We start from the raw sequence: 25,305 nt of genomic DNA on the forward strand, positions 1-25,305 counted from the left end.
GTTGTTGCTGATGTATGCGGTCCAATGTGGGAGCGAGCCTGCTCGCGAAGAGGCCAGCCCCAAGCACCGCAAAAACCCAGCCCCAAAAAAACGCCCCGACAAGTCGGGGCGCTTTCATTTGCAGCTAAGGCTTAGCGCGGAAACGCAGGCGGATTCACATCAGCCATGTCTTCCATTACGCGAACTACCTGGCAGCTGTAGCCGAACTCGTTGTCATACCAGACGTACAGGACAACACGATTATCCTGGACGATGGTCGCTTCGGCGTCGACAACGCCAGCGTGGCGCGAACCGACGAAGTCAGTGGACACCACTTCCTGCGAGTTGACGAAGTCGATCTGCTTGTGCAGGTCGGAGTGCAGCGCCATGTAGCGCAGGTACTCGTTCATCTCTTCACGAGTGGCGGCTTTCTCAAGGTTCAGGTTGAGAATGGCCATCGACACGTTCGGCGTCGGCACACGGATCGCGTTGCCGGTCAGCTTGCCAGCGAGCTCAGGCAAGGCCTTGGCGGCAGCAGTGGCGGCACCGGTTTCGGTGATGACCATGTTCAACGCGGCGCTACGGCCACGGCGATCGCCCTTGTGGAAGTTGTCGATCAGGTTCTGGTCGTTGGTGTACGAGTGAACGGTTTCGACGTGACCGTTGATGATGCCGAACTTGTCATTCACGGCTTTGAGCACCGGCACGATGGCGTTGGTGGTGCAGGAAGCGGCGGAGATGATCTTGTCGTCAGCGGTGATTTCGGTGTGGTTGATACCGTGAACGATGTTCTTCAGCTTGCCCTTGCCAGGCGCAGTCAGGACAACGCGGTCGATACCCGGGCAGGCCAGGTGCTGGCCAAGGCCATCGGCATCACGCCATACACCGGTGTTATCCACCAGCAGGGCGTCCTTGATGCCGTACTGGGTGTAGTCCACCTCGGTCGGGTTCTTCGCGTAGATCACCTGGATCAGGTTACCGTTGGCGGTGATGGTGTTGTTTTCTTCGTCGATGGTAATGGTGCCGTTGAAGGAACCATGCACCGAGTCGCGGCGCAGCAGGCTGGCACGCTTGGTCAGGTCGTTCTCGGCGCCCTTGCGCACGACGATGGCGCGCAGGCGCAGGCCGTCGCCACCACCGGTTTTCTCGATCAGGATACGCGCCAGCAGACGGCCGATACGACCGAAGCCGTACAGGACCACGTCGGTACCTTTACGAGCCGAAGCGTTCTGCTGACCAACCACGTCAGCCATTTCTTCGCGCACGAACTGTTCGGCGCTACGGCCATTGGCTTCGTTACGGAATTTGAACGCCAGCTTGCCCAGGTCCACCGAGGCCGCGCCGAGCTTGAGCTCGCTCATCGCCTTGAGCAGGGGGAATGTTTCGTGGACGGAGAGTTCGCTGTCGTCGGAAGAACGGTGGCGAGCAAAGCGGTGGGCCTTGAGGATCGCGATGACAGACTGGTTGATCAGGCTGCGGCCATAGATCGAGCTCACCACGTTGTTATTGCGGTAGAGCTGACCGATGAGAGGGATCATCGCTTCTGCGAGTGCTTCACGATCAATCCATTCACCAAGACACTGGTCGGGCTTCTGAGTCACGGTAACCTTCCACATGTAGGGGCTGAAAAAAGGGGCTACATTATGCCGCCGAGTCATCGGCGGAGCAATGCGCGCCCGTCGCGCCGTGGTTTTGCGTTCCTGCAGCATAGTCCGCGACTGACAGCAGCCCCCTTCCCCCGCTACAATTGTCGACTTTGTCGCAACGCTGGAGCTCAACCTTCCGTGCCCGTTCTGCGTCTTCCGCTTCTCCCTGCCGCGGCAGGTAAACAGCACTGGGGCAACCTGCCCGGTGCCGCCCTGAGCCTGGCCATCGCCGAGGCTGCCAGCGCTGCAAAGCGCTTTACCCTGCTGCTGACCGCCGACAGCCAAAGCGCCGAACGGCTGGAACAGGAGCTGGCTTTCTTCGCCCCGGATTTGCCAGTGCTGCATTTCCCGGACTGGGAAACCCTGCCCTACGACCTTTTTTCGCCGCACCAGGACATCATTTCCCAGCGCATCGCCAGCCTTTACCGGCTGCCGGAGCTCAGTCATGGCGTTTTGGTAGTGCCGATTACCACAGCCCTACATCGCCTGGCGCCGACCCAATTCCTGCTGGGCAGCAGCCTGGTGCTGGACATCGGCCAGAAGCTCGACGTCGAGCAAATGCGCACCCGGCTTGAGGCCAGCGGCTACCGCTACGTCGATACCGTGTACGAGCACGGCGAGTTCACGGTCCGCGGCGCGTTGATCGACCTGTTCCCGATGGGCAGCAAACTGCCCTATCGCATCGACCTGTTCGATGACGAGATCGAGACCTTGCGCACCTTTGATCCGGAAAACCAGCGTTCCATCGACAAAGTGCAGTCGATCCGCCTGCTGCCGGCCAAGGAATTCCCCCTGCAAAAAGACGCGGTAACGCGTTTCAAGGCGCGGTTTCGCGAGCGCTTCGACGTGGATTTCCGACGCTGCCCGATCTTCCAGGACCTCAGCAGCGGCATCACCCCGGCCGGTATCGAGTATTACCTGCCGCTGTTCTTCGAAGAAACCTCCACCCTGTTCGATTACCTGCCCCAGGATACCCAGGTATTTTCCCTGCCCGGCATCGAGCAAGCGGCGGAAAACTTCTGGAATGACGTGCGCAACCGCTACGAAGAGCGGCGTGTCGACCCGTCCCGTCCTCTATTGCCGCCCGCCGAGTTGTTCCTGCCGGTTGAAGACTGCTTCGCCCGCCTCAAGAGCTGGCCGCGCGTGGTGGCGAGCCAACAGGACGTGGAAACCGGCGTCGGTCGCGAACGCTTCCCCGCCAGACCGCTGCCGGACCTGGCGATCGAAGCCAAGGCCACGCAACCGTTGGCGGCCCTGGCCGGTTTCCTCGACCAATTCCCTGGCCGCGTGCTGTTCACCGCCGAGTCCGCCGGCCGTCGCGAAGTATTGCTGGAGCTGCTCGAACGCCTGAAGCTGCGACCGAAGACTGTCGACAGCTGGTCGGATTTCGTCGCTGGCAAGGAGCGCCTGGCAATCACCATCGCGCCGCTCAATGACGGGCTGGTCCTGGATGATCCCGCCCTGGCACTGGTCGCCGAGAGCCCGTTGTTCGGCCAGCGGGTGATGCAGCGTCGCCGTCGCGAGAAGCGCGCCGACGCTGCCAACGACGCGGTCATCAAGAACCTCACCGAGTTGCGCGAGGGCGCGCCGGTGGTGCACATCGACCATGGCGTGGGCCGCTACCTGGGCCTGGCGACCCTGGAGATCGAAAACCAGGTCGCCGAATTCCTCACTCTGGAATACGCCGAGGGCGCCAAACTCTATGTGCCGGTGGCGAACCTGCACCTGATCGCCCGCTACACCGGCAGCGATGATGCGCTGGCGCCGCTGCATCGCCTGGGCTCGGAAACCTGGCAGAAAGCCAAGCGCAAGGCCGCCGAACAGGTGCGCGACGTGGCCGCCGAATTGCTTGACATCTACGCCCGTCGCGCCGCGCGCGAAGGCTACGCGTTCGCCGACCCGAAAGCCGATTACGAAACCTTCAGCGCCGGCTTCCCGTTCGAGGAAACCGTCGACCAGCAGACCACCATCGAAGCCGTGCGCGCCGACATGCTCGCGCCCAAACCGATGGACCGACTGGTCTGCGGCGACGTCGGCTTCGGCAAGACCGAAGTGGCGATGCGCGCCGCGTTCATCGCCGTGCATGGCGGCAAGCAGGTGGCGATCCTGGTGCCGACCACCCTGCTCGCCCAGCAGCACTACAACAGTTTCCGCGACCGCTTCGCCGACTGGCCGGTGACTGTGGAAGTGATGAGCCGATTCAAGTCGACCAAGGAAGTGAATGCCGCCGTGGCCGACCTGGCCGAGGGCAAGATCGACATCGTCATCGGCACGCACAAACTGCTCCAGGACGACGTGAAATTCAAAAGCCTCGGGCTGGTGATCATCGACGAAGAACACCGTTTCGGCGTGCGCCAGAAAGAACAGCTCAAGGCCCTGCGTAGCGAAGTCGACATCCTGACCCTGACGGCCACGCCGATCCCGCGCACGCTGAACATGGCGGTGTCGGGCATGCGTGACCTGTCGATCATCGCCACGCCGCCGGCCCGCCGCCTGTCGGTGCGTACGTTCGTGATGGAGCAGAACAAAAGCACGGTCAAGGAAGCGCTGCTGCGGGAGTTGCTGCGCGGCGGCCAAGTCTATTACTTGCACAACGACGTGAAGACCATCGAGAAATGTGCCGCCGACCTCGCCGAGCTGGTGCCGGAAGCCCGTATCGGCATCGGCCATGGACAGATGCGCGAGCGCGAACTCGAACAGGTGATGAGCGACTTCTATCATAAGCGTTTCAACGTGCTGATCGCCTCGACCATCATCGAGACCGGCATCGACGTGCCGAGCGCCAACACCATCATCATCGAGCGCGCCGACAAGTTCGGCCTGGCCCAGTTGCACCAGTTGCGCGGCCGGGTCGGCCGCAGCCACCACCAGGCCTATGCCTACCTGCTGACGCCGCCGCGCCAGCAGATCACCCCAGACGCGGAAAAGCGCCTGGAGGCCATCGCCAACACCCAGGACCTCGGCGCCGGCTTCGTGCTGGCCACCAATGACCTGGAAATCCGTGGTGCCGGCGAATTGCTCGGGGACGGCCAGAGCGGCCAGATCCAGGCCGTCGGCTTCACGCTGTACATGGAAATGCTCGAACGCGCGGTCAAGTCGATTCGCAAGGGCGAGCAACCGAACCTCGACCAGCCTCTGGGCGGCGGGCCGGAGATCAATCTGCGGGTGCCGGCGCTGATCCCGGAAGACTACCTGCCGGACGTCCATGCGCGGCTGATCCTCTACAAACGCATCGCCTCGGCCACCGACGAGGAAGGCCTGAAAGACTTGCAGGTGGAGATGATCGACCGCTTCGGGCTGCTGCCGGAGCCGACCAAGAACCTGGTGCGCACCACGCTGCTCAAGCTCAAGGCCGAGCAACTGGGCATCAAGAAAGTCGACGGTGGGCCCAACGGCGGCCGCATCGAATTCGAAGCCCAGACGCCGGTCGATCCGCTGGTACTGATCAAGCTGATCCAGGGCCAGCCCAAACGCTACAAGTTCGAAGGCGCCACGATGTTCAAGTTCATGGTGCCCATGGAACGCCCGGAAGAGCGTTTTAATACCGTGGAGGCGCTGTTCGAGCGCCTCACTCCGACCACTGCTTGAAGGACGCCCAATGCGCCTGTTTCGCTCCTTGACGTTGTTGATGACCCTGGTCGCCCCCCTGGCCTTCGCCGACGACCTGTATCAGGTGGAAATGATCCTGGTTCGCCAGAATGCCGAGCCGGCGATTCTCAGTCGCGCCGCGCCGGAAGACTGGGACGCCGGCGCACAACGCCTGCCCTCGGACAGCCAGCGCACGCCAGCATTGGGCAATATCGTCGAAAAACTCAACGCCAGCGGCCAATACAGCGTGCTGATGCACAAGGCCTGGCAACAGAACCTGGGCGAACAGGGCAGCAAGGTCGCCGTCAGCGACGGCACCGAACAGTTCGGCCAGTTTCCCATCGAGGGCACCCTGGAAATGAAACTGGGCCGCTTTACCGACGTCGACGCCGACTTCTGGGTCAACCAGATCGACGCCAATGGCCTGGTCACCGCCAGCGAACGCCTCAAGCAACAGAGCCACACCAAGAACGGCCAGCTGAATTTCCTCGATAACGGTCACCTCGGCCTGCTGATCAAGATCACCTCGCTGACCGCGCCCGCGCCACGCCAGGCGCCCGAAGCGATTCCGGACTGACCGGCGCGCCTATGCCCTCGCCCCTGAGCAAACCCCTGGCACCCTCCTGGGTCAATCGATTCAAGGAACAAAGCCTGGAGCGCGGACGCCGATACGCGCTGGAAAATCGCGTCAGGATCGTCGAGACCGGAGACAGCACCATCATCGCCAGCTGCGAAGGCTCTGGCGGCAGCGTCTATCGTCAGACCATTCGCCTCAAGGAGTCAGCCAAGGGCACGCTGATCCTGCTCGAAGCGGCCTGCTCCTGCCCGGTGCGCATCAACTGCAAACATTGCGCGGCGGTCTTGTTGCAGGTCCAGGAAACCCTGGCCTACCCAGCCGCCGAGAAAGACGCGCATCTGCTGGAAAAACTCCAGGCGGTGCTCGACAACCGCAGCCCCAAGGCCCCGCCGCAGGTGCTCGTGGAAAACGTGCAACCGGTGCCGCGCCTGTGGCTGGCGAGTATCGAGTTCAGCGCCTTCGAGCCGCGCAACGGCAAGATGCAGCGCTACATCCAGCACCGCGCTGCCCTGTCCTTCAGCTATCTGGACGAATACGTCAGCGGCCAGCGCAACACCGACGTACTGATTCGCCAGGAAACCCAGACGCTGCGAATCAAACGCCAGACCGATGTGGAACAGTCCTACCGCGAGCAACTGCGAATCCTCGGTTTCAAGGTCGCCACCCGGCAAAGCAAGGCGCTGCCGGAAAGCGCCGGCGAGCTTTACGAGATGGTGAACGACAGTGCCTGGTTGACCTTTACCCTCAATGACCTGCCAAGACTGCGCAACCAAGGCTGGGAGCTGCAGATCGACGAAGACTTCGGCTTCGACCTGACGGCCGTGGACGAGTGGTACGCCACCGTCGAGGAAACTCCGGAGCAAGACTGGTTCGATCTGGAACTGGGGATCATCGTCAACGGCGACCGCTTGAGCCTGCTGCCGATCCTGCTGAACCTGATGCGCTCGCACATCGAGCTGTTCAACCCGGAACGCCTGGCCCGGCGCCGCGACGACGAACTCATCCTGGTCAACCTGCCGCACCGTCCCAATTCGGAATTCGGCCCGCAGCAAGTCGCCCTGCCCTATGGACGCCTGAAGCCGGTGCTGGCGACCCTTGGCGAGTTTTACCTGCAAGAACCCGGCACCAGCAAACTGCGCCTGAACAGTGCGGACGCCCTGCGCCTGAACCCGCTGCAAGACATGCCGCTGCGCTGGGAAGGGGGCGAACACATCCGCGGCCTGGCCCAGCGGCTGCGCGACATCAAGGACTACACCGCGGCGGCACCGGAAGGCTTGAACGCAACGCTGCGGCCCTATCAGCTCGAAGGCCTGAGCTGGATGCAATCGCTACGACAACTGGAGGTTGGCGGCATTCTCGCGGATGACATGGGCCTAGGCAAAACCCTACAGACCCTGGCGCACATTCTCAGCGAAAAAAAACGCCGGCCGCCTCGACAGGCCGTGCATGGTGGTGATGCCGACGAGCCTGATTCCCAACTGGCTCGATGAAGCCAGCCACTTCACCCCGCAGCTCAAGGTATTGGCCTTGTACGGTGCCGGACGCAAGAAACATTTCGAGCGGTTGGCCGATTACGACCTGATCCTGACCACCTATGCATTGCTGCCCAAGGATGTCGAGCGCCTTAAAGCGCAACCGCTGCACGTATTGATCCTGGATGAAGCCCAGTACATCAAGAACCCCACCAGCAAGGCCGCCCAGGCCGCCCGTGAGCTCGATGCCCGACAGCGGTTGTGCCTGTCCGGGACACCGCTGGAAAATCACCTGGGTGAATTGTGGTCGCTGTTTCATTTCCTGTTGCCGGGCTGGCTCGGCGACATCAAGGATTTCAACCGCGACTACCGCGTGCCGATCGAAAAACGCGGGAGCGCCGTACGATTGCAGCACCTTAACGGTCGGATAAAACCGTTTCTGCTGCGCAGGACCAAGGAACAGGTCGCAACCGAATTGCCGCCCAAGACCGAGATCATCCATTGGGTCGAACTCAGCGACGCCCAACGGGATGTCTATGAAACCATGCGCCTGGCGATGGACAAGAAGGTGCGTGACGAAATCACCCGCAAAGGCGTGGCGCGCAGCCAGATCATCATCCTCGAGGCGCTGCTCAAGCTGCGCCAGGTGTGCTGCGACCTGCGCCTGATCAGCGACGCCGCCCTGCCAGCCCGAGGCAGCGCTTCGGGCAAGCTCGACAGCCTAATGGAGATGCTCGAGGAGTTGTTTGAAGAAGGTCGGCGGGTGCTGCTGTTTTCCCAGTTCACGTCCATGCTGGCGCTGATCGAAGACGAACTGAAAAAGCGCGGTGTGGAATACGCCATCCTGACCGGCCAGACCCGGGACCGACGCACTCCGGTGAAGGAATTCCAGAGCGGCAAGCGTCAGATCTTCCTGATCAGCCTGAAGGCCGGCGGCGTGGGTCTGAACCTGACGGAAGCGGACACGGTGATTCACTACGACCCGTGGTGGAACCCGGCCACCGAAAACCAGGCGACCGACCGCGCTTATCGCATCGGCCAGGAAAAGCCGGTGTTCGTCTACAAGCTGATAGCCCGGGGAACCGTGGAAGAAAAGATCCAACTGCTGCAGAAGGAAAAATCCGACCTCGCGGCCGGCGTGCTGGATGGGCGCGTAGCCGGGGACTGGAAACTGCAGAACGAAGACATCGAGGCGTTGTTCGCACCGCTGCCGGATAAGCTGGAGAAGCGCTGACACTCCCTCAACTCATCTTGTTGGGTGTCCATGAGCCTGGTGTTCACCGCAGATCCACTGTGGGAGCGAGCTTGCTCGCGATAGGGGTGGTTCAGTTGATGCAGATGTTGACTGTGCAGCCGTCATCGCGAGCAAGCTCGCTCCCACAGGGGATTTGCAGCACTCACAAAAACCAGAACCCACATCACTTCCAATGTGGGAGCGAGCCTGCTCGCGATGACTGACGATCAGGTGACATAACCAGTGAATGTGTCGGTGGATCAGGCCTTGGGCAACGGAGCAAACAACGCTTCGATGTCACTTTGCTCAAGCTTCCATCCGCCCGTTGTTCCGCCATCCAGAACCCCGCCTGTCAATGCAGCCTTACTCTCCTGAAGGGCCTGTATCTTCTCCTCCACCGTACCTCGGGCAATCAGCTTGTAAACGAAAACAGGCTTGTTTTGACCGATCCGATAAGCCCGGTCGGTCGCCTGATTTTCCACCGCCGGATTCCACCAAGGATCGAAGTGAATAACGGTATCGGCAGCCGTCAGATTGAGTCCCGTACCCCCTGCCTTAAGGCTGATCAGAAAAAGCGACACCTTGCCACTCTGAAAATCCCTCACCGGCGTACGGCGATCGACTGTACTTCCGGTCAACAACGAATAAGCAAGGCTGCGCTTTTGCAGTTCCTCCTCAATCAACGCCAGCATGGACGTGAACTGGGAAAACAACAGGATCTTGCGCCCTTCGCTGAGCAGCTCTTCGAGCATCTCCATCAAACTGACCAACTTGCTGCTGCCAGAGCGTGGTGTTTTGGTGGTCTGTGGGGTATTGAGCAGTCGCAGATCACAACAGACCTGGCGCAGCTTGAGTAACGCATCAAGGATGATGATCTGGCTACGAGCCACGCCGCTGCGAGCAATTTCGTCGCGGACTTTCTTGTCCATGGCCACGCGCACCGTTTCATAGACATCCCGCTGCCCGTCGCTGAGATCGACCCAATGGATGATTTCGGTCTTGGGCGGCAGCTCGGTCGCGACCTGTTCCTTTTTTCGGCGCAGCAAGAAAGGTTTTATGCGGGCAGTCAAATGCCGCATGCGCTCTTGATTGCCGTGTTTTTCGATGGGCGTGCGGTAGTCACGATTGAAGGTTTTGCTATCCCCCAACCAGCCGGGCAATAAAAAGTGAAACAACGACCAGAGTTCCCCCAAGTGATTTTCCAACGGCGTGCCGGACAGGCAAAGACGCTGCCGGGCGTCGAGGTCGCGAGCAGCCTGGGCGGCCTTGCTGGCAGGATTCTTGATGTTTTGTGCCTCATCAAGAATCAGCACACTCCAGGCCTGAGGCTTCAATACTTCCAGATCCCGCGGCAACAAGGCATAAGTGGTCAATATCAAATCGTACTGACCAAGGCTGGCAAAATCTTTTTGTCGGGCCGCACCATGAAGTGCCAGCACGCTGAGCTGTGGCGTAAAGCGTGCTGCTTCGTCGAGCCAGTTGGGAATCAGGCTGGTGGGCATGACCGCTAGCGCCGGGACATCGAGGCGCCCTGCTTGTTTCTCGCACAGCAAATGAGTCAGGGCCTGTAAAGTTTTGCCCAAGCCCATGTCATCACCCAGAACGCCGCCCACTTCCAGCTCGCGCAGGGTTTGCATCCAGTTAAGCCCTTCGAGTTGGTAGGGTCGCAGCACAGCCTTGAGCCCATCGGGCGCTGGGACATGCGCATGAGTCGCCTCATGCAATCTTTTGGCAAACGTGCGCAGCCTTTCTCCGCCCTGCCACACCAACGGCACGCCTTCGAGGGCATTGAGCCTGGCCGCATCAAAGGCGTTCAAACGTATCGAGTCACCCCGATGTTCTCTCATGTACAACTCGCCGAGGGTAGCCATCAACGGCTTGACGCGCCCATACGGCAACGCGACCCTCACGGAGGGGCCTGCCATGAATGTTCCACTGTTGAGATCAAGCAACAACAACTGTTCATCACTGCGCTGATCGAGATGGGCCGGCTCCATCATCTCGGGACTTGAGCGAAGCAGATAAAGCAAAATCGGCAGAAGACTGTGCCGCTTGCCATTCACGACAATACCCAACTGCAAATCAAACCAATCCCGCCCCGGAGACTCCTCGATGTCGGCGTACAACTGCTCCACGGGTTGCAGGTCGAAGTAAAAGTCATCTTCAATATCGACTTGCCAATGGGCGGCCCGCAATTGCGGCAAGCCTTTATCCATGAACGCCAACCAGGCAGCATCATCTGGCATCTGGAACAATTCACCCGCGCTACCTGCGAGTGCGAGGCTCTTGCGGTTGGCCTTTTTGAATCCTGCCTTGCGTAGAGTGGTGCGAAAGGCCTGTTCGAGATCCGGCTTGCGCCGGATGCGCAGAGTCTCGGTCCCGGACAGAATCGAGATCTCGGTGGGGGCTTTATCGTCGGCAGCATGACCATCGTAAACAAAGGTCAACGCCGCGCGATGTTCTGGCACCGATTTCCAGTGCCGAAGATTGAGTGCACTTCCCAACGTCAGCACCGCCCGTGGCTCGATATCGTCGATGATGCGTTCAGTGAGTTTTTTCGGAGGAGGGATTGTCAGGCCAGCAGCGCTGATCCGATGGCTGAAAAGCGCTGCCTGGTGAGCGGGCACCTCTGGCGCAAGGCTTAAATGGCAGGCCAGCTTGTCGTCCATTTCATAGGTGAGCCGGCCAAGCTCCTGGCGCGCCACATCCAGATAATGAAGCGGCTCAAGCACCAGAATCCTACCCGGCAGTTGATCGACACTTTGCCACTCAGGCCGGTAGTTACCGCTGGATTGCTCAGCCCAGGAAAACTGTACCGACTTCTGAGGCCCTGCCCGCAGCGGCTGCGGCGGTTCCAGCTCGAGAAACAGGCGGGAAGACTGCAAGGCAAGCGCAAGCACATCGGCGCCATTGCGTCCGTGCAGCGGATAGCTGTTCATCTGTCCGTGAAAACGTTGAGCGCTGATCAACAAGCGACCGATTTGCTGGTCAATGTCGAACAGGTAGTTCGGCAAACTGATCAGCATGTCCGCAAGTTGGTAAAACGCTTTCAGATCTCGCAAGGAACCATCACTGAGCTGACGCCCCTTGAAGAGTTCCAGCACCCATTGGCCGGTGTGCGTATTCTTGAGCTTGTAGAGAAGCCGGATATCCGTGTTCTTTTCGATCGCCGCCGAATCAGGTCCCTGCTCAGGTATATGCTCGATCCAGGCTTCAAGATCGCGGCTCAGACGCTCGCCGCCGGAGCCTGCCTGCAACAATTGCTCATTCCACATCAAGTGGAACATGACCGCCACACAATGTTTGCAGTCGCCGCCGCCTGGGCATGAGCATTCGTAACGAACATCGTCATAACCCCGGTGGCGAACGAGCTCGATCACCTGCTGGTAGACACTGGTACCGGCTCCTTCGCACTCAGCGTGAACCGCTCGTTTGTCTACCTGCAGTATCCGGACTCGTTCTTCCTCGGCATAGTCGAACCCGCGAGCGAGTGTACGATGACCGAACGAATCCGCCCATTCAGTCTCAAGGAGTTCTGCAATCGATTCAATCATGTCCAAGGACTTCATGAAAGATAATGAAACCGGGAATCGGAGCCTTCCGAAAACCGTGTATTGATGCTTTTGCCCGCCGGAGGACGCCCCTGCGCCAGTTTTTCTCCGGCTCCACTATCCAGCCATCAACACTCGCGCCAGGGTCGACTTCACCTTCCCCATCCCGTCATGCAGCGCCTGCTCGATCTCGGCCATGGTGATCACCGCCGTGGATTTGCCTGCCGCCGGATTGACCACCAGGGCGAGGCACGCATAGTCCAAATCCAGCTCACGAGCCAACGCCGCTTCCGGCATGCCCGTCATGCCGACGATGTCGCAGCCATCGCGTTCCAGGCGGGCGATTTCAGCCACCGTTTCCAGGCGCGGCCCCTGCGTGCAGGCATAGACGCCGTGGCTGCTGTAGCCGCAGCCCTCGGCGGCCAGGGCGGCAATCAACTTCTGGCGCAGCGTCTCCGTGTAGGGATAGCTGAAATCGATATGGGTAACCGCTTCCAGCTCATCGGCAAAATACGTGTGCTGGCGGCCACTGGTGTAATCGATCAACTGATGGGGCACGCAGAAATGTCCGGTGCCCATCGCCGCGTGGATCCCGCCCACGGCGTTGACCGCCAGGATGGCCTCGGCACCCGCCTGCTTCAGTGCCCGGAGATTGGCGCGATAGTTGACCTGGTGCGGCGGAAAACGATGAGGATGGCCATGACGGGCCAGGAACAGCACCTCACGCCCGGCATATTCGCCAATCTGCACGTCGGCCGATGGCGCGCCATAGGGCGTTTCCACCGCCAGGGATTGGCGAATGGTCAGGCCTTCCAGCTGGGTCAGGCCTGTGCCGCCGATAATTGCGTAAACGGTCATAACAAACGTCCTTAATCGATCAGTTGGGCGGCTTTCAGTGCGCCAATCGCTGTCAGCCAGCGTGGATCCTGGCGATACTCGGTACTGGCGAAGGCTTGGCCACGCATGCGGGCGATCCGCGCTGACGGCTTGATCTTCAAGCGTTGGGCGGCGCTCAATGCCAACTCTGCAGCAGCGCGGTCGTTGCACACCAACCCCATGTCGCAACCGGCGGTCAATGCGGCCTCGATACGACTCGCGGCATCACCCACCACATGGGCACCGGCCATTGACAGGTCATCACTGAAGATCACCCCGTCGAACTGCAACTCGCCCCGCAGGATGTCCTGCAACCAACGTCGGGAAAACCCGGCCGGGCTGGCATCGACCTGCGGATAGATCACATGGGCCGGCATCACGGCGGCAAGCTGCTTGCTCAGCCTGGCAAACGGCAGCAGATCGTTGGCGCGGATCTGTTCCAGGCTGCGCTCATCATTGGGAATGGCCACATGGGAATCCGCCTCGGCCCAGCCGTGGCCCGGGAAATGCTTGCCTGTGGCGGCCATTCCCGCGGCGTTCATGCCCCGGATAAAGGCACCGGCCAGCAACGCGGCGCGTTCGGGATCGCCCTCGAATGAACGACTGCCGACGACGGCGCTGCGCTGATAGTCGAGATCCAGCACCGGGGCGAAACTCAGATCAAGGCCCACCGCCAGCACCTCGGTGGCCATGATCCAGCCGCATTGTTCGGCCAGGTATTCGGCATTCGGGTTATCGGCAATGGCCCGCATCGCCGGCAGACGCACGAACCCCTGGCGCAGGCGCTGGACACGCCCCCCTTCCTGATCGACCGCCAGCAACAGGTCGGGACGAATGGCGCGGATCGCCGCACTCAGCTCGCGCACCTGGCGCGGATGCTCGATGTTGCGAGCGAAGATGATCAAGCCGCCCACTTCGGGCTGACGCAACAGATGGCGATCCTCGGCCGTCAGCCAGGTACCGGCGACGTCCACCATCAACGAGCCTTGCAGGCCAGCAGTCATAGCAATTCCTTAATAACGATGGATGCGCACGGCGACGCATGCACGATGACGCCGCCAGGCTCCAGGCCTGGCAGGTCGCGCATCGGCGATGATATTTGATACGAACTCAAAGGCAGAATCGGCATGGGCGGCTAGCTTAGCGGATGTAAGCAGCCGCGCCCACCCGTGGCCTTACGCCTTGGCGAGCGCCGGGGCGGATTTGCTGCGAGGACGCAACTGCGCTGTCGCCATTGCCTCATCGGTGACGCCGCTTTCGGCACGCATGCCAGCAGCCAGAAACGGCACCATCAGACGCATGACCTGTTCGATGGATGTATTCACGCCGAAATCGGTTTCGGCGATGGCCCGCAGCGCCTTGATCCCAGACATGCTGAACGCAGCGGCGCCCAGCATGAAGTGCACGCGCCAGAACAGTTCGATCGGTGGTATGCGTGGCGCGGCTTCATTGACCAGCAGCATGTAGCGACGGAACACCTTGCCGTACATGTCTTCCAGATAACGCCGCAGGTGACCCTGGCTTTGACTGAATGCCAGGCCCAAAAGGCGCATGAAAATGGAAAGATCATTGCCGCTGCGGGGCTGGACCACAAGGGCCTGCTCGACCAGGATCTCGAGCAGCTCTTCCAGGGTGGGCTTGACGTCAGGCTTGGCCTGGCGACGTTCCAGTTCACGGTCGAGGCTGATACAGAACGGCCCCAGGAAACGCGAGAAAACCGCCTGGATCAACGCCTTCTTGGAACCGAAGTGATAATTCACCGCAGCCAGGTTCACCCCGGCCTTGCTGGTGATCAGACGCAAAGAGGTTTCGGCAAAACCTTTTTCCGCGAACAACTGCTCGGCAGCATCGAGAATGCGTTCAACGGTTTCCGACTGGGCCATGGCTACTCCGCCTGACAAACACTTGTTTGAAACATACGTTTCAGCCCTGGGCTTGTCAAGCCTGCCGGGACGTTTTGCGAACGCTCGGTCAGCTATTTAACCACACCTTCATCCGGGCTGTAGCCCTGCCCTTCATAGCGGCCGAAACGACCGTCGAGCGGCGCACGAAAAAAGGGGCATTGCCAAGCGGCTCGCACTGTATATAATCCCAGTCACTGTATAAAAAGACAGAGCGATCGATATGCTAAAGCTGACGCCACGCCAAGCAGAGATTCTGGCCTTCATCAAACGTTGCCTCGAAGACAATGGCTACCCGCCAACCCGCGCGGAAATCGCTCAGGAATTGGGCTTCAAGTCGCCCAACGCGGCTGAAGAACACCTCAAGGCGCTAGCCCGCAAGGGCGCGATCGAGATGACACCCGGTGCCTCGAGAGGCATTCGGATCCCCGGCTTCGAAGCCAAGGCTGACGAAACCACGCTGCCAATCATCGGCCGTGTCGCCGCTGGCGCTCCGATCCTAGCCCAGCAGCACGTTGAAGAATCCTGCAACATCAACCCCTCGTTCTTTCACCCGAGGGCTGATTACCTTCTTCGCGTGCACGGTATGAGCATGAAGGATATCGGCATTTTCGACGGCGATCTGCTGGCTATCCACACCACCCGCGAGGCTCGCAACGGGCAGATCGTGGTGGCGCGCATCGGCGACGAAGTCACCGTCAAGCGGTTCAAGCGCGATGGCAGCAAGGTCTGGCTGATAGCCGAAAATCCCGAGTTCGCCCCCATCGAAGTGGACCTGAAAGATCAGGACCTGGTCATCGAAGGCTTGAGTGTCGGCGTCATTCGCCGCTAAAGGAGGCTTTATGCAATTCCCTCACACACCACAGCACACGCAACTTCCGCTGTTCGAGGCATTCATGGCCCAACCGCTGGTTCCAGTCCTGAAAGAGGTCATCGAATCGCCTTGGGGCATCGAGCCCGAGGCCTTCAGCGAATTGTCGTTGCGTGGTGCGGCCGGGAATTGCCTGAACCTGCTGGCACCTATTCTGCGGGAGTTGAGCCAGGACCAGGACGCTCGGTGGCTGACGCTGATCGCGCCACCCGCCAGCGTTACCCAGGCCTGGTTGCGGGATGCCGGTCTCAATCGCGAGCGGATCCTGTTATTGCAACCGCGCGGCACACAGAGCGCCCAACAATTGACGTGCGAAGCGTTGCGCCTGGGCCGCAGTCATACGGTGGTCAGCTGGCTCAACCCCCTGACCGCGACAGCTCGCCAACAGTTGATCAGCGCCGCACGCACCGGGGACGCACAAAGCCTGAATATTCGATTGGGCTAAGACAAACGCAGGGCTTCTCCAGGGCAGAGAAGCCAGAACAGCTACCAGATCTCAAAAGTCGCCGAACGGGATCAATGAAGAACCCGTGGCCCCTCTTCCTTGTTGAATTCGCCTTCAACCAGGCGGCCGGCCATTTGGACACCCACGCTCAGCATCGCCTTGGCGACCTCAACGTGTTGACCTTGCAGGAATACCTTGGCGTCCTCAGAGAAGTTCAGGGTAACCAGAGACCCCTCGTCTTCGGCCCGGCGCAGCTCGATGCGGCCATCAGGAAGCTCGACAATTTCTAGAAAGGACGTAGGCATAAAAGTCTGTTCTCCACGAAAGGCGGGGATTATATAGTCATCGGCCAGGCTTCGCTCGGGATCTTGACAAAGCGTCGTTAGCGAACGTTACGGGACGAACTGAACTCAGCACTCGTTCAACCCTTCGCGAAAGCGAATGGCGAGGTTCTTGAGATTCTGCCGCCAGCTCTCCAACTCTTCCCGATTCAGCTCTTGCTCTGGCTCTTCTTCATCAAGATTGACCGCCACGATCAGCGGCTGGGTCACGTCGCCCTTGGGCTTGCGCGGAGCCCGTGGTGGCTGGAACAGCGCCTGGTGGGCCGCCAGCAATCTGGCCAGCCAGGTTTCCGGGTTCTGCGCCAGTTCGACCATTTCGGCCAGCTCCGGAATTGCGATGGTTTCCAGCACCTCACGAGTCAACACCAGCTCGGCCCGTGACGCATTCGCCTGGGGCAAGCGATAAAAACCGGCGATTTCGTGGCACAGGCCCAACAACGCACCGTACAGATGAAACAACGCTGATTCGCGTCCCGCCTGGATCAGCGCAGGGGAATTCATTGCACGCCCATCCTCCGCCCGCGCAAGCGCTTCAAGCGAAAGGCCGGCGAAATAAATTTTCTGATTGGTGCGGGTATAGAGTTCGTGGGCCATGGCGGCATCTCCCCAACGAAATAAAAGCGTCACGCAGGTGCGACAGTGTCGTGGATCAACCGAGGCCACTGCAAGCCAAAAACAGCAAGGCCGCATGAAAACCTATAGGTTGTCATGCGGCCTTTTTTGCCTGAAGTGTGAGAGGACGACCACCTCGGCGAGTGAGAGCAAGCTCCTCGCCATCAAAGGCCCTCATGCCATGCCGATCAGCGCTTGTCTTCGACGGTCCACTTACCGCCGTCGTAAAACGCCTTCCAACCGGTAGGCTTGCCGTCAACCTCGGTCTGCACGTATTGCTCTTTGGTCTTGCGGCTATAGCGAATCACCGCCGGGCGGCCGTCCGGATCTTTCTGCGGTGCGTCGCAAAGGAAGTGATACTTCGGATCGATTTCGTCCTTGTGCGGAACGATCTCCATGACCAACGGCGCACGAGTTTCACGATTTTTCGGGAACTGGCTCGCCGCCAGGAACAGGCCAGAAGCACCGTCGCGCAAGATGTAGGTGTCATTGACCTTCTCGCACTTGAGCTCGGGCATCTTCACCGGGTCCATTTTTGGCGGTGCCGCATCGCCGCTCTTGAGTAGCTTGCGGGTGTTCTTGCAGGTCGGGTTTGTACAACCGAAGAACTTGCCGAAACGCCCGGTCTTCAGCTGCATCTCGCTGCCGCACTTGTCGCATTCCAGACTCGGACCTTCATAGCCCTTGATACGGTAGCTGCCCTCTTCGATCTCGTAACCGGCGCAATCCGGGTTGTTACCGCAGATGTGCAGCTTGCGCTTTTCATCCAGCAGATAGGCGTCCATTGCGGTGCTGCAGATCGGGCAACGATGCTTGCCGCGCAGCACCAGGGATTCCGATTCACCTTCGTCGTCCGCGGCGATTTCATCACCTGGCACCAGGTTGACCGTTGCCTTGCAGCGTTCCTTTGGCGGCAGGCTGTAGCCCGAGCAACCCAGGAATACACCGGTCGAAGCCGTGCGGATCTGCATCGGCCGCCCGCAAGTCAGGCACGGAATATCGGTCATTACCGGCTGGTTGGCGCGCATGCCGCTGTCAGGGCTTTCGGCTACTTCGAGTTTTTTCTTGAAGTCACCGTAGAACTCGTCGAGCACGTTTTTCCAGTCCCGCTCACCCTGGGCCACGTCATCGAGGTTCTCTTCCATGCCGGCGGTGAAGCCGTAGTCCATCAGGTTCGAGAAGCTCTCGGACAGGCGCTCGGTCACGATGTCGCCCATCTTCTCCGAATAGAAACGACGGTTGTGCAGCGCCACGTAGCCGCGGTCCTGGATCGTCGAAATGATAGCCGCATAAGTCGAAGGGCGACCGATGCCACGCTTTTCCATTTCCTTGACCAGGCTGGCTTCCGAATACCGCGCCGGCGGCTTGGTGAAGTGCTGGGTCGGATCCAGCTTGAGCAGTTTCATCACGTCGCCCTGGGCCATGTCAGGCAGGACGTCGTCATCCCCTGGCTTGGCGATCTGCGGCATGACACGGGTGTAGCCGTCGAACTTCAGGATACGGCCCTTGGCACGCAGCTCGAAGTCGCCAGCACCGACGCTGACGGTGGTCGACAGGTATTGGGCCGGCAGCATCTGGCAAGCCAGGAACTGGCGCCAGATCAGCTCGTAGAGACGCTCGGCGTCGCGCTCCATGCCAGACAGCTTGCTTGGCGTGGTGTTGGCGTCGGATGGACGAATCGCTTCGTGAGCTTCCTGGGCGCCTTCCTTGCTGCTGTAGACGTTTGGCGTTTCCGGCAGGTATTTCTTGCCGAACTCGCTTTCTATATAAGTGCGCGCCATCGCCACGGCATCGACCGAAAGGTTGGTCGAGTCGGTACGCATGTAGGTGATGTAGCCCGCTTCGTACAGACGCTGAGCCATCATCATGGTTTTTTTCACGCCGAAGCCCAGGCGGTTACTCGCGGCCTGCTGCAGCGTGGACGTGATGAACGGCGCCGAAGGCTTGCTGCTGGTGGGCTTGTCTTCACGCTTGACGATGCTGTAGCTAGAAGCCTTGAGCTTTTCCAGCGCGGCCATGGCCTGCGCTTCATTGAGCGGCTTGAAGGCCTCGCCTTTCTCGCGGGCCACTTCGAAGCGCACGGTGGCGCCCTTGGCGGTACCCAGATCAGCGTGGACTTCCCAATATTCTTCAGGGATGAACGCGCGGATTTCCCGCTCGCGCTCCACTACCAGTTTCACCGCGACCGATTGCACACGTCCGGCGGACAGGCCGCGAGCGATCTTGGCCCACAGCAATGGCGAGACCATGTAGCCCACCACGCGGTCAAGGAAACGTCGCGCCTGTTGGGCGTTGACCCGATCGATATCCAGCTCGCCCGGCTGGGAGAAGGCTTCCTGGATGGCCTTCTTGGTGATTTCGTTGAACACCACACGCTTGTAGCGGCTGTCATCACCACCGATGGCTTCGCGCAGGTGCCAGGCAATGGCTTCCCCTTCGCGGTCCAAGTCCGTCGCGAGATAGATGGTGTCGGCATCCTTGGCGAGCCGGCGCAGCTCTTCGATGACCTTTTCCTTGCCCGGGAGGATCTCGTACTTGGCTTTCCAGCCGTGTTCCGGATCAACCCCCATGCGCGAGACCAGCTGCTTGCGCGCCTTTTCCTTCGGCGACAACGCTGGCGCTTCGCCGGCGGCAGCCTTGCCGCGCTTGGCAGCAGGCTCTTTGCTGGCGCTAGCCGAACCGCTGGTGGGCAGGTCTCGGATATGGCCGATACTCGACTTCACCACGTATTGGTTACCCAGATACTTGTTGATGGTCTTGGCCTTAGCCGGGGATTCCACAATGACCAGCGATTTGCCCATGGATCAGAAAATTCCTGAATTCTAAAAAGTGAAAGGCGGTTGGCGCCTGACGCGGCACCGCTATATATAGTGGCTGCAAGGTGAGGTCAAGGGCAGGCTCGCCCTCATGTTGGCCTCAAGGCCTGGAAAAAATGCTCTCCTCGGCCTGCACCAAAGCAAAGCGTGGCACCTGTTCGCCGTCAACCTCGACGGACTCCTGGAACATGCTCAACGGACGCACCCAGAAACCGTAATCGCCATACAGGGCTTGATAGAAGACCACTTCTTCCTCGGTCTCGGAATGCCGCGCAATACTGAATACGCGGTACTGCGGGCCTTTGTAATGTTGGTAGAGCCCAGGTTGTATCGGCATGCTTTGGCCCTCGCTGAATCTTTCCAAAATAAAAACAAAATTTTTCTTGTTGAAAACCCAGAAAAACAAAAACCGGGGCACTTGGCCCCGGCTTCCATCCACGTGACGCTTAGATGCGCTCGAAGACGGTGGCGATGCCTTGGCCGAGGCCAATGCACATGGTGGACACCCCAAAAGTGCCGCCGTTCTGCTTCATGACGTTGAGCAGCGTGCCGGAGATACGCGCACCGGAGCAGCCAAACGGATGACCCAGGGCGATGGCGCCGCCGTGCAGGTTAACCTTCTCGTTCATCTTGTCGAGTATTTTCAGATCTTTCAGCACTGGCAGGGCCTGTGCGGCGAAAGCTTCGTTGAGCTCGAAGAAGTCGATGTCAGAGATGCTCAGGCCCGCGCGCTTCAAGGCTTTCTGCGTGGCCGGTACTGGACCATAGCCCATGATTGCGGGATCCACACCGGCGACGGCCATCGAACGAATCACCGCCATCGGCTGGATGCCCAGGTCCTGGGCACGCTGGGCCGACATCACGATCATGCACGAGGCACCATCAGTGATCTGCGATGAGGTACCGGCTGTCACGGTGCCGCCCTTTGGATTGAAGGCCGGCTTCAACGTCGCCAGGCTTTCCAGGGTGGTTTCCGGACGAATGGTCTCGTCATAGTCGAACAGCTTCAGGAAGCCGTTCTCGTCGTAACCCTGCATCGGGATGATTTCATCCTTGAACTTGCCTTCCACCGTCGCCTTGTGGGCGAGCTGGTGGGAGCGCACGCCAAAGGCATCCTGCTGTTCGCGGGTGATGCCGTGCATCTTGCCGAGCATTTCCGCGGTCAGGCCCATCATGCCCGAAGCTTTTGCTGCGTACAGCGACATGTGCGGATTCGGATCGACGCCGTGCATCATGCTCACGTGACCCATGTGCTCGACACCGCCGACGACGAATACATCACCGTTGCCGGTCATGATCGCCTGGGCGGCGGTGTGCAGCGCGCTCATGGACGAACCGCACAGGCGGCTGACGGTCTGGCCGGCCGCGGTGTGAGGGATCTGGGTCATCAGCGAAGCCATGCGGGCGATGTTCCAGCCCTGCTCCAGGGTCTGGTTCACACAGCCCCAGATCACGTCCTCGACCTCGTTGGGGTCGACCTTCGCGTTGCGCTCCAGCAGCTTGCTGATCAGGTGCGCCGACATGTCCTCGGCACGGGTGTTGCGGTGCATGCCGCCCTTGGAGCGGCCCATCGGCGTACGACCGAAGTCGACAATCACGACGTCTCTAGGATTCAAGCTCATAAATGTTCTCTCGCTCTAGTCGTTGGGCGCTTAACCGAAGAAACGCTGGCCGTTCTTGGCCATTTCACGCAGCTTCGCGGTCGGGTGGTACAGCGCGCCCAGATCAGCGTACTGGTCAGCCAGGGCAACGAACTCGGCGACACCGATCGAATCGATGTAGCGCAGCGCACCGCCACGGAATGGAGGGAAACCGATACCGTAGACCAGACCCATGTCGGCTTCGGCGGCGGTTTCGACAATGCCGTCTTCCAGGCAACGCACGGTTTCCAGGCACAGCGGGATCATCATCCAGTTGATGATGTCCTCGTCGGTGACTTCGCGCTGCTCGTAGACGATCGGCTTGAGCACTTCGAGCACCGACGAATCGGCGACTTTCTTCTGCTTGCCGCGCTTGTCGGTCTCGTAGGCGTAGAAGCCCTTGCCGTTCTTCTGGCCAAGGCGCTTGGCTTCATAGAGCACGTCGACAGCCGAACGGCTATCGTCCTTCATACGATCCGGGAAGCCTTCGGCCATGACATCGCGACCGTGGTGGCCGGTGTCGATGCCAACCACGTCCATCAGGTAAGCCGGGCCCATCGGCCAGCCGAATTTTTCCATGATCTTGTCGATGCGCACGAAGTCCACGCCGGCGCTGACCAGCTTGGCGAAACCGCCGAAATACGGGAACAGCACGCGGTTGACCAGAAAGCCCGGGCAGTCGTTGACCACGATCGGGTTCTTGCCCATTTTTTTCGCGTAGGCCACCGTGGTGGCGATCGCCTGCTCACTGGACTTCTCGCCACGGATGACTTCCACCAGCGGCATCATGTGCACCGGGTTGAAGAAGTGCATGCCGACGAAGTTTTCCGGACGTTTGAGGGCCTTGGCCAGCAGCGAGATGGAAATGGTCGAGGTGTTGGAGGCAAGGATCGTATCTTCCTTGACCTTGTCTTCGACTTCAGCCAGTACCGCCTGCTTGACCTTCGGGTTCTCGACAACGGCTTCGACCACCAGGTCGACATGGCCGAAATCGCCATAGGACAGCGTCGGGCGAATGCCGTTGAGCACTTCGGCCATCTTCGCGGCGGTCATGCGACCTTTGTCCACACGGCCGACCAGCAGCTTGGCAGCTTCGGCCAAGCCTTGTTCGATGCCATGTTCGTTGATGTCTTTCATCAGGATCGGCGTGCCCTTGGACGCCGACTGGTAGGCGATACCACCGCCCATGATGCCAGCACCCAACACAGCCGCCTGCTTCACGTCGCGAGCGATTTCGTCGTAGGCCTTGGCCTTTTTCTTCAGCTCCTGATCGTTGAGGAACAGGCCGATCAGGCTTTGCGCAGCCGAGGTCTTGGCCAGCTTGACGAAACCGGCGGCCTCGACTTCCAGGGCCTTGTCGCGACCGAAATTCGCGGCTTTCTGGATGGTCTTGATGGCTTCGACCGGCGCCGGGTAGTTCGGGCCAGCCTGACCGGCGACGAAGCCCTTGGCGGTTTCGAAGGCCATCATTTGTTCAATGGCGTTGAGCTTGAGCTTTTCCAGCTTCGGTTGGCGCTTGGCCTTGTAGTCGAACTCGCCGCTGATGGCGCGCTTGATCGTCTCAAGCGCCGCTTCCTGGAGCTTGCCAGGTTCGACCACGGCATCCACGGCGCCGACTTTCAGCGCGTCTTCGGCACGGTTTTCCTTGCCAGCGGCAATCCACTCGATGGCATTGTCGGCACCGATCAGGCGCGGCAGGCGCACGGTACCGCCGAAGCCCGGGTAGATGCCCAGCTTGACTTCCGGCAGGCCGATCTTGGCGGAGGTGGACATGACACGGTAATCGGCCGCCAGGCACATTTCCAGTCCGCCACCCAGGGCGATGCCGTTGATGGCCGCAACCGTTGGCACGCCAAGGTCTTCGAAATCGCTGAAGATACGGTTCGCTTCGAGGTTGCCTGCGATCAGTTCGGCATCGGGCAGCTTGAAGTTGTCGACGAATTCGGTGATGTCGGCGCCGACGATGAACACGTCCTTGCCGCTGCTGACGATCACACCCTTGATCGAAGCATCTGCCTTGATAGTGTCCACGGCCTGACGCAATTCGTTCAGGGTTAGACGGTTGAACTTGTTGACGGACTCACCCTTGAGATCGAACTTCAGTTCGACAATGCCACTTTCAAGAGCCTTAACCGTGATGGCTTTACCTTCGTAAATCATCAACTGATCTCCACGATATGGAAGCTGAACAGTACACGTTGAACGCTGACCGCTGGTTCGGCATGGACATTACCGTCGATGCTACGCCAATCCGCCAGGCACACCCGCCAACGCGATCGTCGGGTTCTGTAGGAACGTTCTGAAAATACAAACGCTCAATTCATACGCCCGTTTGATTTGGGTACGTCACCTTCACGGAATTTCCGTCAATTGTCAATCGCCCTAAACAAGCGCTTGAACGCGACTTTACGGTCATTTCCGTACCCTGCGGATCCGCAACACGACGCCGCATGGGCAGCCATTCATAGAATCAATAATTAGAAAAGTCGCCCTAATTCCGAGCGCGCCTTATTCAACCGGCTAAGCTGGTGACAAGACGTTTGAGCCGAATGAAGAAAGGACGTTCGAATGAACGTCCCGAGGAGATGGTTTACCGGCCTGCCTGGCCAACCCGCCCGATGAATCTGTCGGGCTTTTTTACGCCTCAAGCCAATGCGTTGAGCACTGCGGATATATCCTGCAAAACACTCGCCTCGCCCTTTTCGCCCCAGTACAAGGTAATCATCTGCTTGTCGGCTTCGATTTTGTACACGTTGGCGGGCAGCTTGTGGAAATGCGCCAGCAGCGACTCGTCCAGACAGGGCTCGCGCCACTGATTGACCCACACGCCAGGGGCGCTCTGCCAGTAGCTCCAGAGGGCCGGCTGCTTGCCACGTCGGGGCCGGTGGTACTGAGCGCAAGGGTTGGGCGGCGGCTGACTGAGCCAGTGCGGCCACTCCTGGGAAGCCAGTTGCATGGCCAGGCCGAGGCGTCGCGCCTCCATGCGCAGGGCCATGCGACCGCTCTGGACACGCGATGGCCGCAACCATGCCAAGGGGCTCAATACCACCAACAGGATTGACACCACTATCCAGACCGTCATATCTGTACTCCCGAATTCTGATGAGCCCGTTGACCCGCATCGCCGTCAATGCGCTTGAAACCAGCCATACTTACCGTATCGCCATTCTCTGGAGTGCTTTTCATGTACTACGAACACGTCCTGGTCGCCGTCGACCTTACTGAAGAATGCGATCCTGTCGTCAAGCGAGCCCTCGCTCTCTGCGAAGGCCGGGACAACAAACTGTCGCTGGTGCATATCGTCGAGCCGATGGCCATGGCCTTCGGCGGCGACGTCCCAATGGACCTTTCCCAGTTGCAACAGCAACAATTTGACCAGGCCAAGGAACGCCTTGATCGACTGATCGTGAAATACCCGGCATTAAAAAAGGAAAACAGCCACCTGACCTACGGCCAGCCGCGCCAGGAGATTCATCACCTGGCCAAGGAGCAGGGCTGCGACCTGATCGTTGTCGGCAGCCATGGCCGCCACGGCCTCGCGCTGCTGCTGGGCTCGACGGCCAACGACGTATTGCATGGCGCGCCATGCGACGTGTTGGCGGTGCATCTGGTCAAGCGCTCGTAAACGGCAAACCGGTGGGAGCGAGCCTGCTCGCGAAAGCGCCATGACAGCCGACGTTCAAGTCGCCTGATACACCGCTTTCGCGAGCAGGCTCGCTCCCACAATGGCAAGCGTTTCGAACAAAAACCCCGGTA

17 protein-coding genes and 1 pseudogene are annotated in these 25,305 nt (G+C 59.9%); 6 read left to right on the forward strand and 12 right to left on the reverse strand.

All coding sequences use genetic code 11. The features are described 5' to 3' along the window. Nucleotides 1-131: 131 nt before the first annotated feature. Nucleotides 132-1,595 carry a glyceraldehyde-3-phosphate dehydrogenase gene (locus tag M1E16_RS18265; protein ID WP_305500011.1) on the reverse strand — a complete coding sequence of 488 codons (1,464 nt, stop codon included), beginning with the start codon at nucleotides 1,593-1,595 and terminating at the stop codon, nucleotides 132-134. A 168-nt stretch (nucleotides 1,596-1,763) separates the two neighbouring features. On the opposite strand from M1E16_RS18265, the gene mfd reads away from it, so the two are divergent. From mfd to M1E16_RS18280, 3 genes and pseudogenes are all read left to right on the forward strand, one after another. Continuing rightward, a complete protein-coding gene (gene mfd / locus M1E16_RS18270; protein WP_458128072.1) occupies nucleotides 1,764-5,213 on the forward strand; it encodes a transcription-repair coupling factor in 3,450 nt (1,149 codons plus the stop codon). Nucleotides 5,214-5,223: 10 nt separating this feature from the next. Beyond that, nucleotides 5,224-5,790 (forward strand): CsiV family protein, encoded by a 567-nt coding sequence (locus M1E16_RS18275; RefSeq protein ID WP_458128073.1) that lies wholly within the window; start codon nucleotides 5,224-5,226, stop codon nucleotides 5,788-5,790. 11 nt (nucleotides 5,791-5,801) lie between these two features. Next, nucleotides 5,802-8,496, forward strand: a pseudogene (locus M1E16_RS18280) (DEAD/DEAH box helicase). 260 nt (nucleotides 8,497-8,756) lie between these two features. On the opposite strand, the gene M1E16_RS18285 reads toward M1E16_RS18280, so the two are convergent. The 4 genes from M1E16_RS18285 to M1E16_RS18300 all read right to left on the reverse strand — a co-directional run bounded on the left by M1E16_RS18285 (nucleotide 8,757) and on the right by M1E16_RS18300 (nucleotide 14,806). Next, entirely contained in the window at nucleotides 8,757-12,050 is a 3,294-nt protein-coding gene (locus M1E16_RS18285; protein WP_458128074.1) for a DEAD/DEAH box helicase, read from the reverse strand. 114 nt (nucleotides 12,051-12,164) lie between these two features. Further along, nucleotides 12,165-12,905 carry an S-methyl-5'-thioinosine phosphorylase gene (locus M1E16_RS18290; protein WP_458128075.1) on the reverse strand — a complete coding sequence of 247 codons (741 nt, stop codon included), beginning with the start codon at nucleotides 12,903-12,905 and terminating at the stop codon, nucleotides 12,165-12,167. 11 nt (nucleotides 12,906-12,916) lie between these two features. Continuing rightward, nucleotides 12,917-13,927: a beta-N-acetylhexosaminidase gene (nagZ, locus tag M1E16_RS18295; RefSeq protein WP_434697310.1), complete on the reverse strand. Its 1,011-nt coding sequence runs from the start codon at nucleotides 13,925-13,927 to the stop codon at nucleotides 12,917-12,919. A 171-nt stretch (nucleotides 13,928-14,098) separates the two neighbouring features. Further along, nucleotides 14,099-14,806: a TetR/AcrR family transcriptional regulator gene (locus M1E16_RS18300; RefSeq protein WP_434629744.1), complete on the reverse strand. Its 708-nt coding sequence runs from the start codon at nucleotides 14,804-14,806 to the stop codon at nucleotides 14,099-14,101. Nucleotides 14,807-15,047: 241 nt separating this feature from the next. Between M1E16_RS18300 and lexA the strand changes: the two genes are divergently transcribed. Next, complete coding sequence (gene lexA, locus M1E16_RS18305) at nucleotides 15,048-15,656, forward strand: transcriptional repressor LexA (protein WP_458128076.1); 609 nt, start codon at nucleotides 15,048-15,050, stop codon at nucleotides 15,654-15,656. A 10-nt stretch (nucleotides 15,657-15,666) separates the two neighbouring features. After that, on the forward strand, nucleotides 15,667-16,140 hold the full coding sequence (gene sulA, locus M1E16_RS18310) for an SOS-induced cell division inhibitor SulA (protein ID WP_053120724.1): 474 nt from the start codon (nucleotides 15,667-15,669) through the stop codon (nucleotides 16,138-16,140). A 71-nt stretch (nucleotides 16,141-16,211) separates the two neighbouring features. On the opposite strand, the gene M1E16_RS18315 is transcribed toward sulA, so the two are convergent. The 7 genes from M1E16_RS18315 to M1E16_RS18345 form a co-directional block, all read right to left on the reverse strand. Then, a complete protein-coding gene (locus M1E16_RS18315) occupies nucleotides 16,212-16,445 on the reverse strand; it encodes a hypothetical protein (RefSeq protein ID WP_003183419.1) in 234 nt (77 codons plus the stop codon). A gap of 105 nt (nucleotides 16,446-16,550) precedes the next feature. Then, nucleotides 16,551-17,075 carry a DUF6586 family protein gene (locus tag M1E16_RS18320; protein WP_305499996.1) on the reverse strand — a complete coding sequence of 175 codons (525 nt, stop codon included), beginning with the start codon at nucleotides 17,073-17,075 and terminating at the stop codon, nucleotides 16,551-16,553. A 206-nt stretch (nucleotides 17,076-17,281) separates the two neighbouring features. Beyond that, entirely contained in the window at nucleotides 17,282-19,894 is a 2,613-nt protein-coding gene (topA, locus tag M1E16_RS18325) for a type I DNA topoisomerase (RefSeq protein ID WP_434697309.1), read from the reverse strand. Between the two features lie 115 nt (nucleotides 19,895-20,009). Beyond that, nucleotides 20,010-20,246: a DUF1653 domain-containing protein gene (locus M1E16_RS18330; protein WP_072389007.1), complete on the reverse strand. Its 237-nt coding sequence runs from the start codon at nucleotides 20,244-20,246 to the stop codon at nucleotides 20,010-20,012. Nucleotides 20,247-20,355: 109 nt separating this feature from the next. Further along, nucleotides 20,356-21,531: an acetyl-CoA C-acyltransferase FadA gene (fadA, locus tag M1E16_RS18335; RefSeq protein WP_305499994.1), complete on the reverse strand. Its 1,176-nt coding sequence runs from the start codon at nucleotides 21,529-21,531 to the stop codon at nucleotides 20,356-20,358. A 30-nt stretch (nucleotides 21,532-21,561) separates the two neighbouring features. Beyond that, nucleotides 21,562-23,709, reverse strand: coding sequence for a fatty acid oxidation complex subunit alpha FadB (gene fadB, locus M1E16_RS18340; protein ID WP_458128077.1), 2,148 nt, complete (start codon nucleotides 23,707-23,709; stop codon nucleotides 21,562-21,564). Nucleotides 23,710-24,193: 484 nt separating this feature from the next. After that, entirely contained in the window at nucleotides 24,194-24,631 is a 438-nt protein-coding gene (locus tag M1E16_RS18345) for a hypothetical protein (RefSeq protein WP_305499990.1), read from the reverse strand. 102 nt (nucleotides 24,632-24,733) lie between these two features. Here M1E16_RS18345 and M1E16_RS18350 point away from each other — a divergent pair, with 102 nt between their 5' ends. Continuing rightward, a complete protein-coding gene (locus tag M1E16_RS18350) occupies nucleotides 24,734-25,174 on the forward strand; it encodes a universal stress protein (protein ID WP_305499988.1) in 441 nt (146 codons plus the stop codon). Nucleotides 25,175-25,305 lie beyond the last annotated feature (131 nt).

The sequence above is a fragment of the Pseudomonas sp. Z2-11 genome (assembly GCF_054161305.1).

Bases quoted from the DNA above. Each gene is read 5' to 3' on its own strand.
- M1E16_RS18265 (WP_305500011.1), bottom strand. From the start codon at position 1,595: ATGTGGAAGGTTACCGTGACTCAGAAGCCCGACCAGTGTCTTGGTGAA.
- M1E16_RS18275 (WP_458128073.1), top strand. From the start codon at position 5,224: ATGCGCCTGTTTCGCTCCTTGACGTTGTTGATGACCCTGGTCGCCCCC.
- M1E16_RS18285 (WP_458128074.1), bottom strand. From the start codon at position 12,050: ATGATTGAATCGATTGCAGAACTCCTTGAGACTGAATGGGCGGATTCG.
- M1E16_RS18290 (WP_458128075.1), bottom strand. From the start codon at position 12,905: ATGACCGTTTACGCAATTATCGGCGGCACAGGCCTGACCCAGCTGGAA.
- nagZ (WP_434697310.1), bottom strand. From the start codon at position 13,927: ATGACTGCTGGCCTGCAAGGCTCGTTGATGGTGGACGTCGCCGGTACC.
- M1E16_RS18300 (WP_434629744.1), bottom strand. From the start codon at position 14,806: ATGGCCCAGTCGGAAACCGTTGAACGCATTCTCGATGCTGCCGAGCAG.
- lexA (WP_458128076.1), top strand. From the start codon at position 15,048: ATGCTAAAGCTGACGCCACGCCAAGCAGAGATTCTGGCCTTCATCAAA.
- sulA (WP_053120724.1), top strand. From the start codon at position 15,667: ATGCAATTCCCTCACACACCACAGCACACGCAACTTCCGCTGTTCGAG.
- M1E16_RS18315 (WP_003183419.1), bottom strand. From the start codon at position 16,445: ATGCCTACGTCCTTTCTAGAAATTGTCGAGCTTCCTGATGGCCGCATC.
- M1E16_RS18320 (WP_305499996.1), bottom strand. From the start codon at position 17,075: ATGGCCCACGAACTCTATACCCGCACCAATCAGAAAATTTATTTCGCC.
- topA (WP_434697309.1), bottom strand. From the start codon at position 19,894: ATGGGCAAATCGCTGGTCATTGTGGAATCCCCGGCTAAGGCCAAGACC.
- M1E16_RS18330 (WP_072389007.1), bottom strand. From the start codon at position 20,246: ATGCCGATACAACCTGGGCTCTACCAACATTACAAAGGCCCGCAGTAC.
- fadA (WP_305499994.1), bottom strand. From the start codon at position 21,531: ATGAGCTTGAATCCTAGAGACGTCGTGATTGTCGACTTCGGTCGTACG.
- fadB (WP_458128077.1), bottom strand. From the start codon at position 23,709: ATGATTTACGAAGGTAAAGCCATCACGGTTAAGGCTCTTGAAAGTGGC.
- M1E16_RS18345 (WP_305499990.1), bottom strand. From the start codon at position 24,631: ATGACGGTCTGGATAGTGGTGTCAATCCTGTTGGTGGTATTGAGCCCC.
- M1E16_RS18350 (WP_305499988.1), top strand. From the start codon at position 24,734: ATGTACTACGAACACGTCCTGGTCGCCGTCGACCTTACTGAAGAATGC.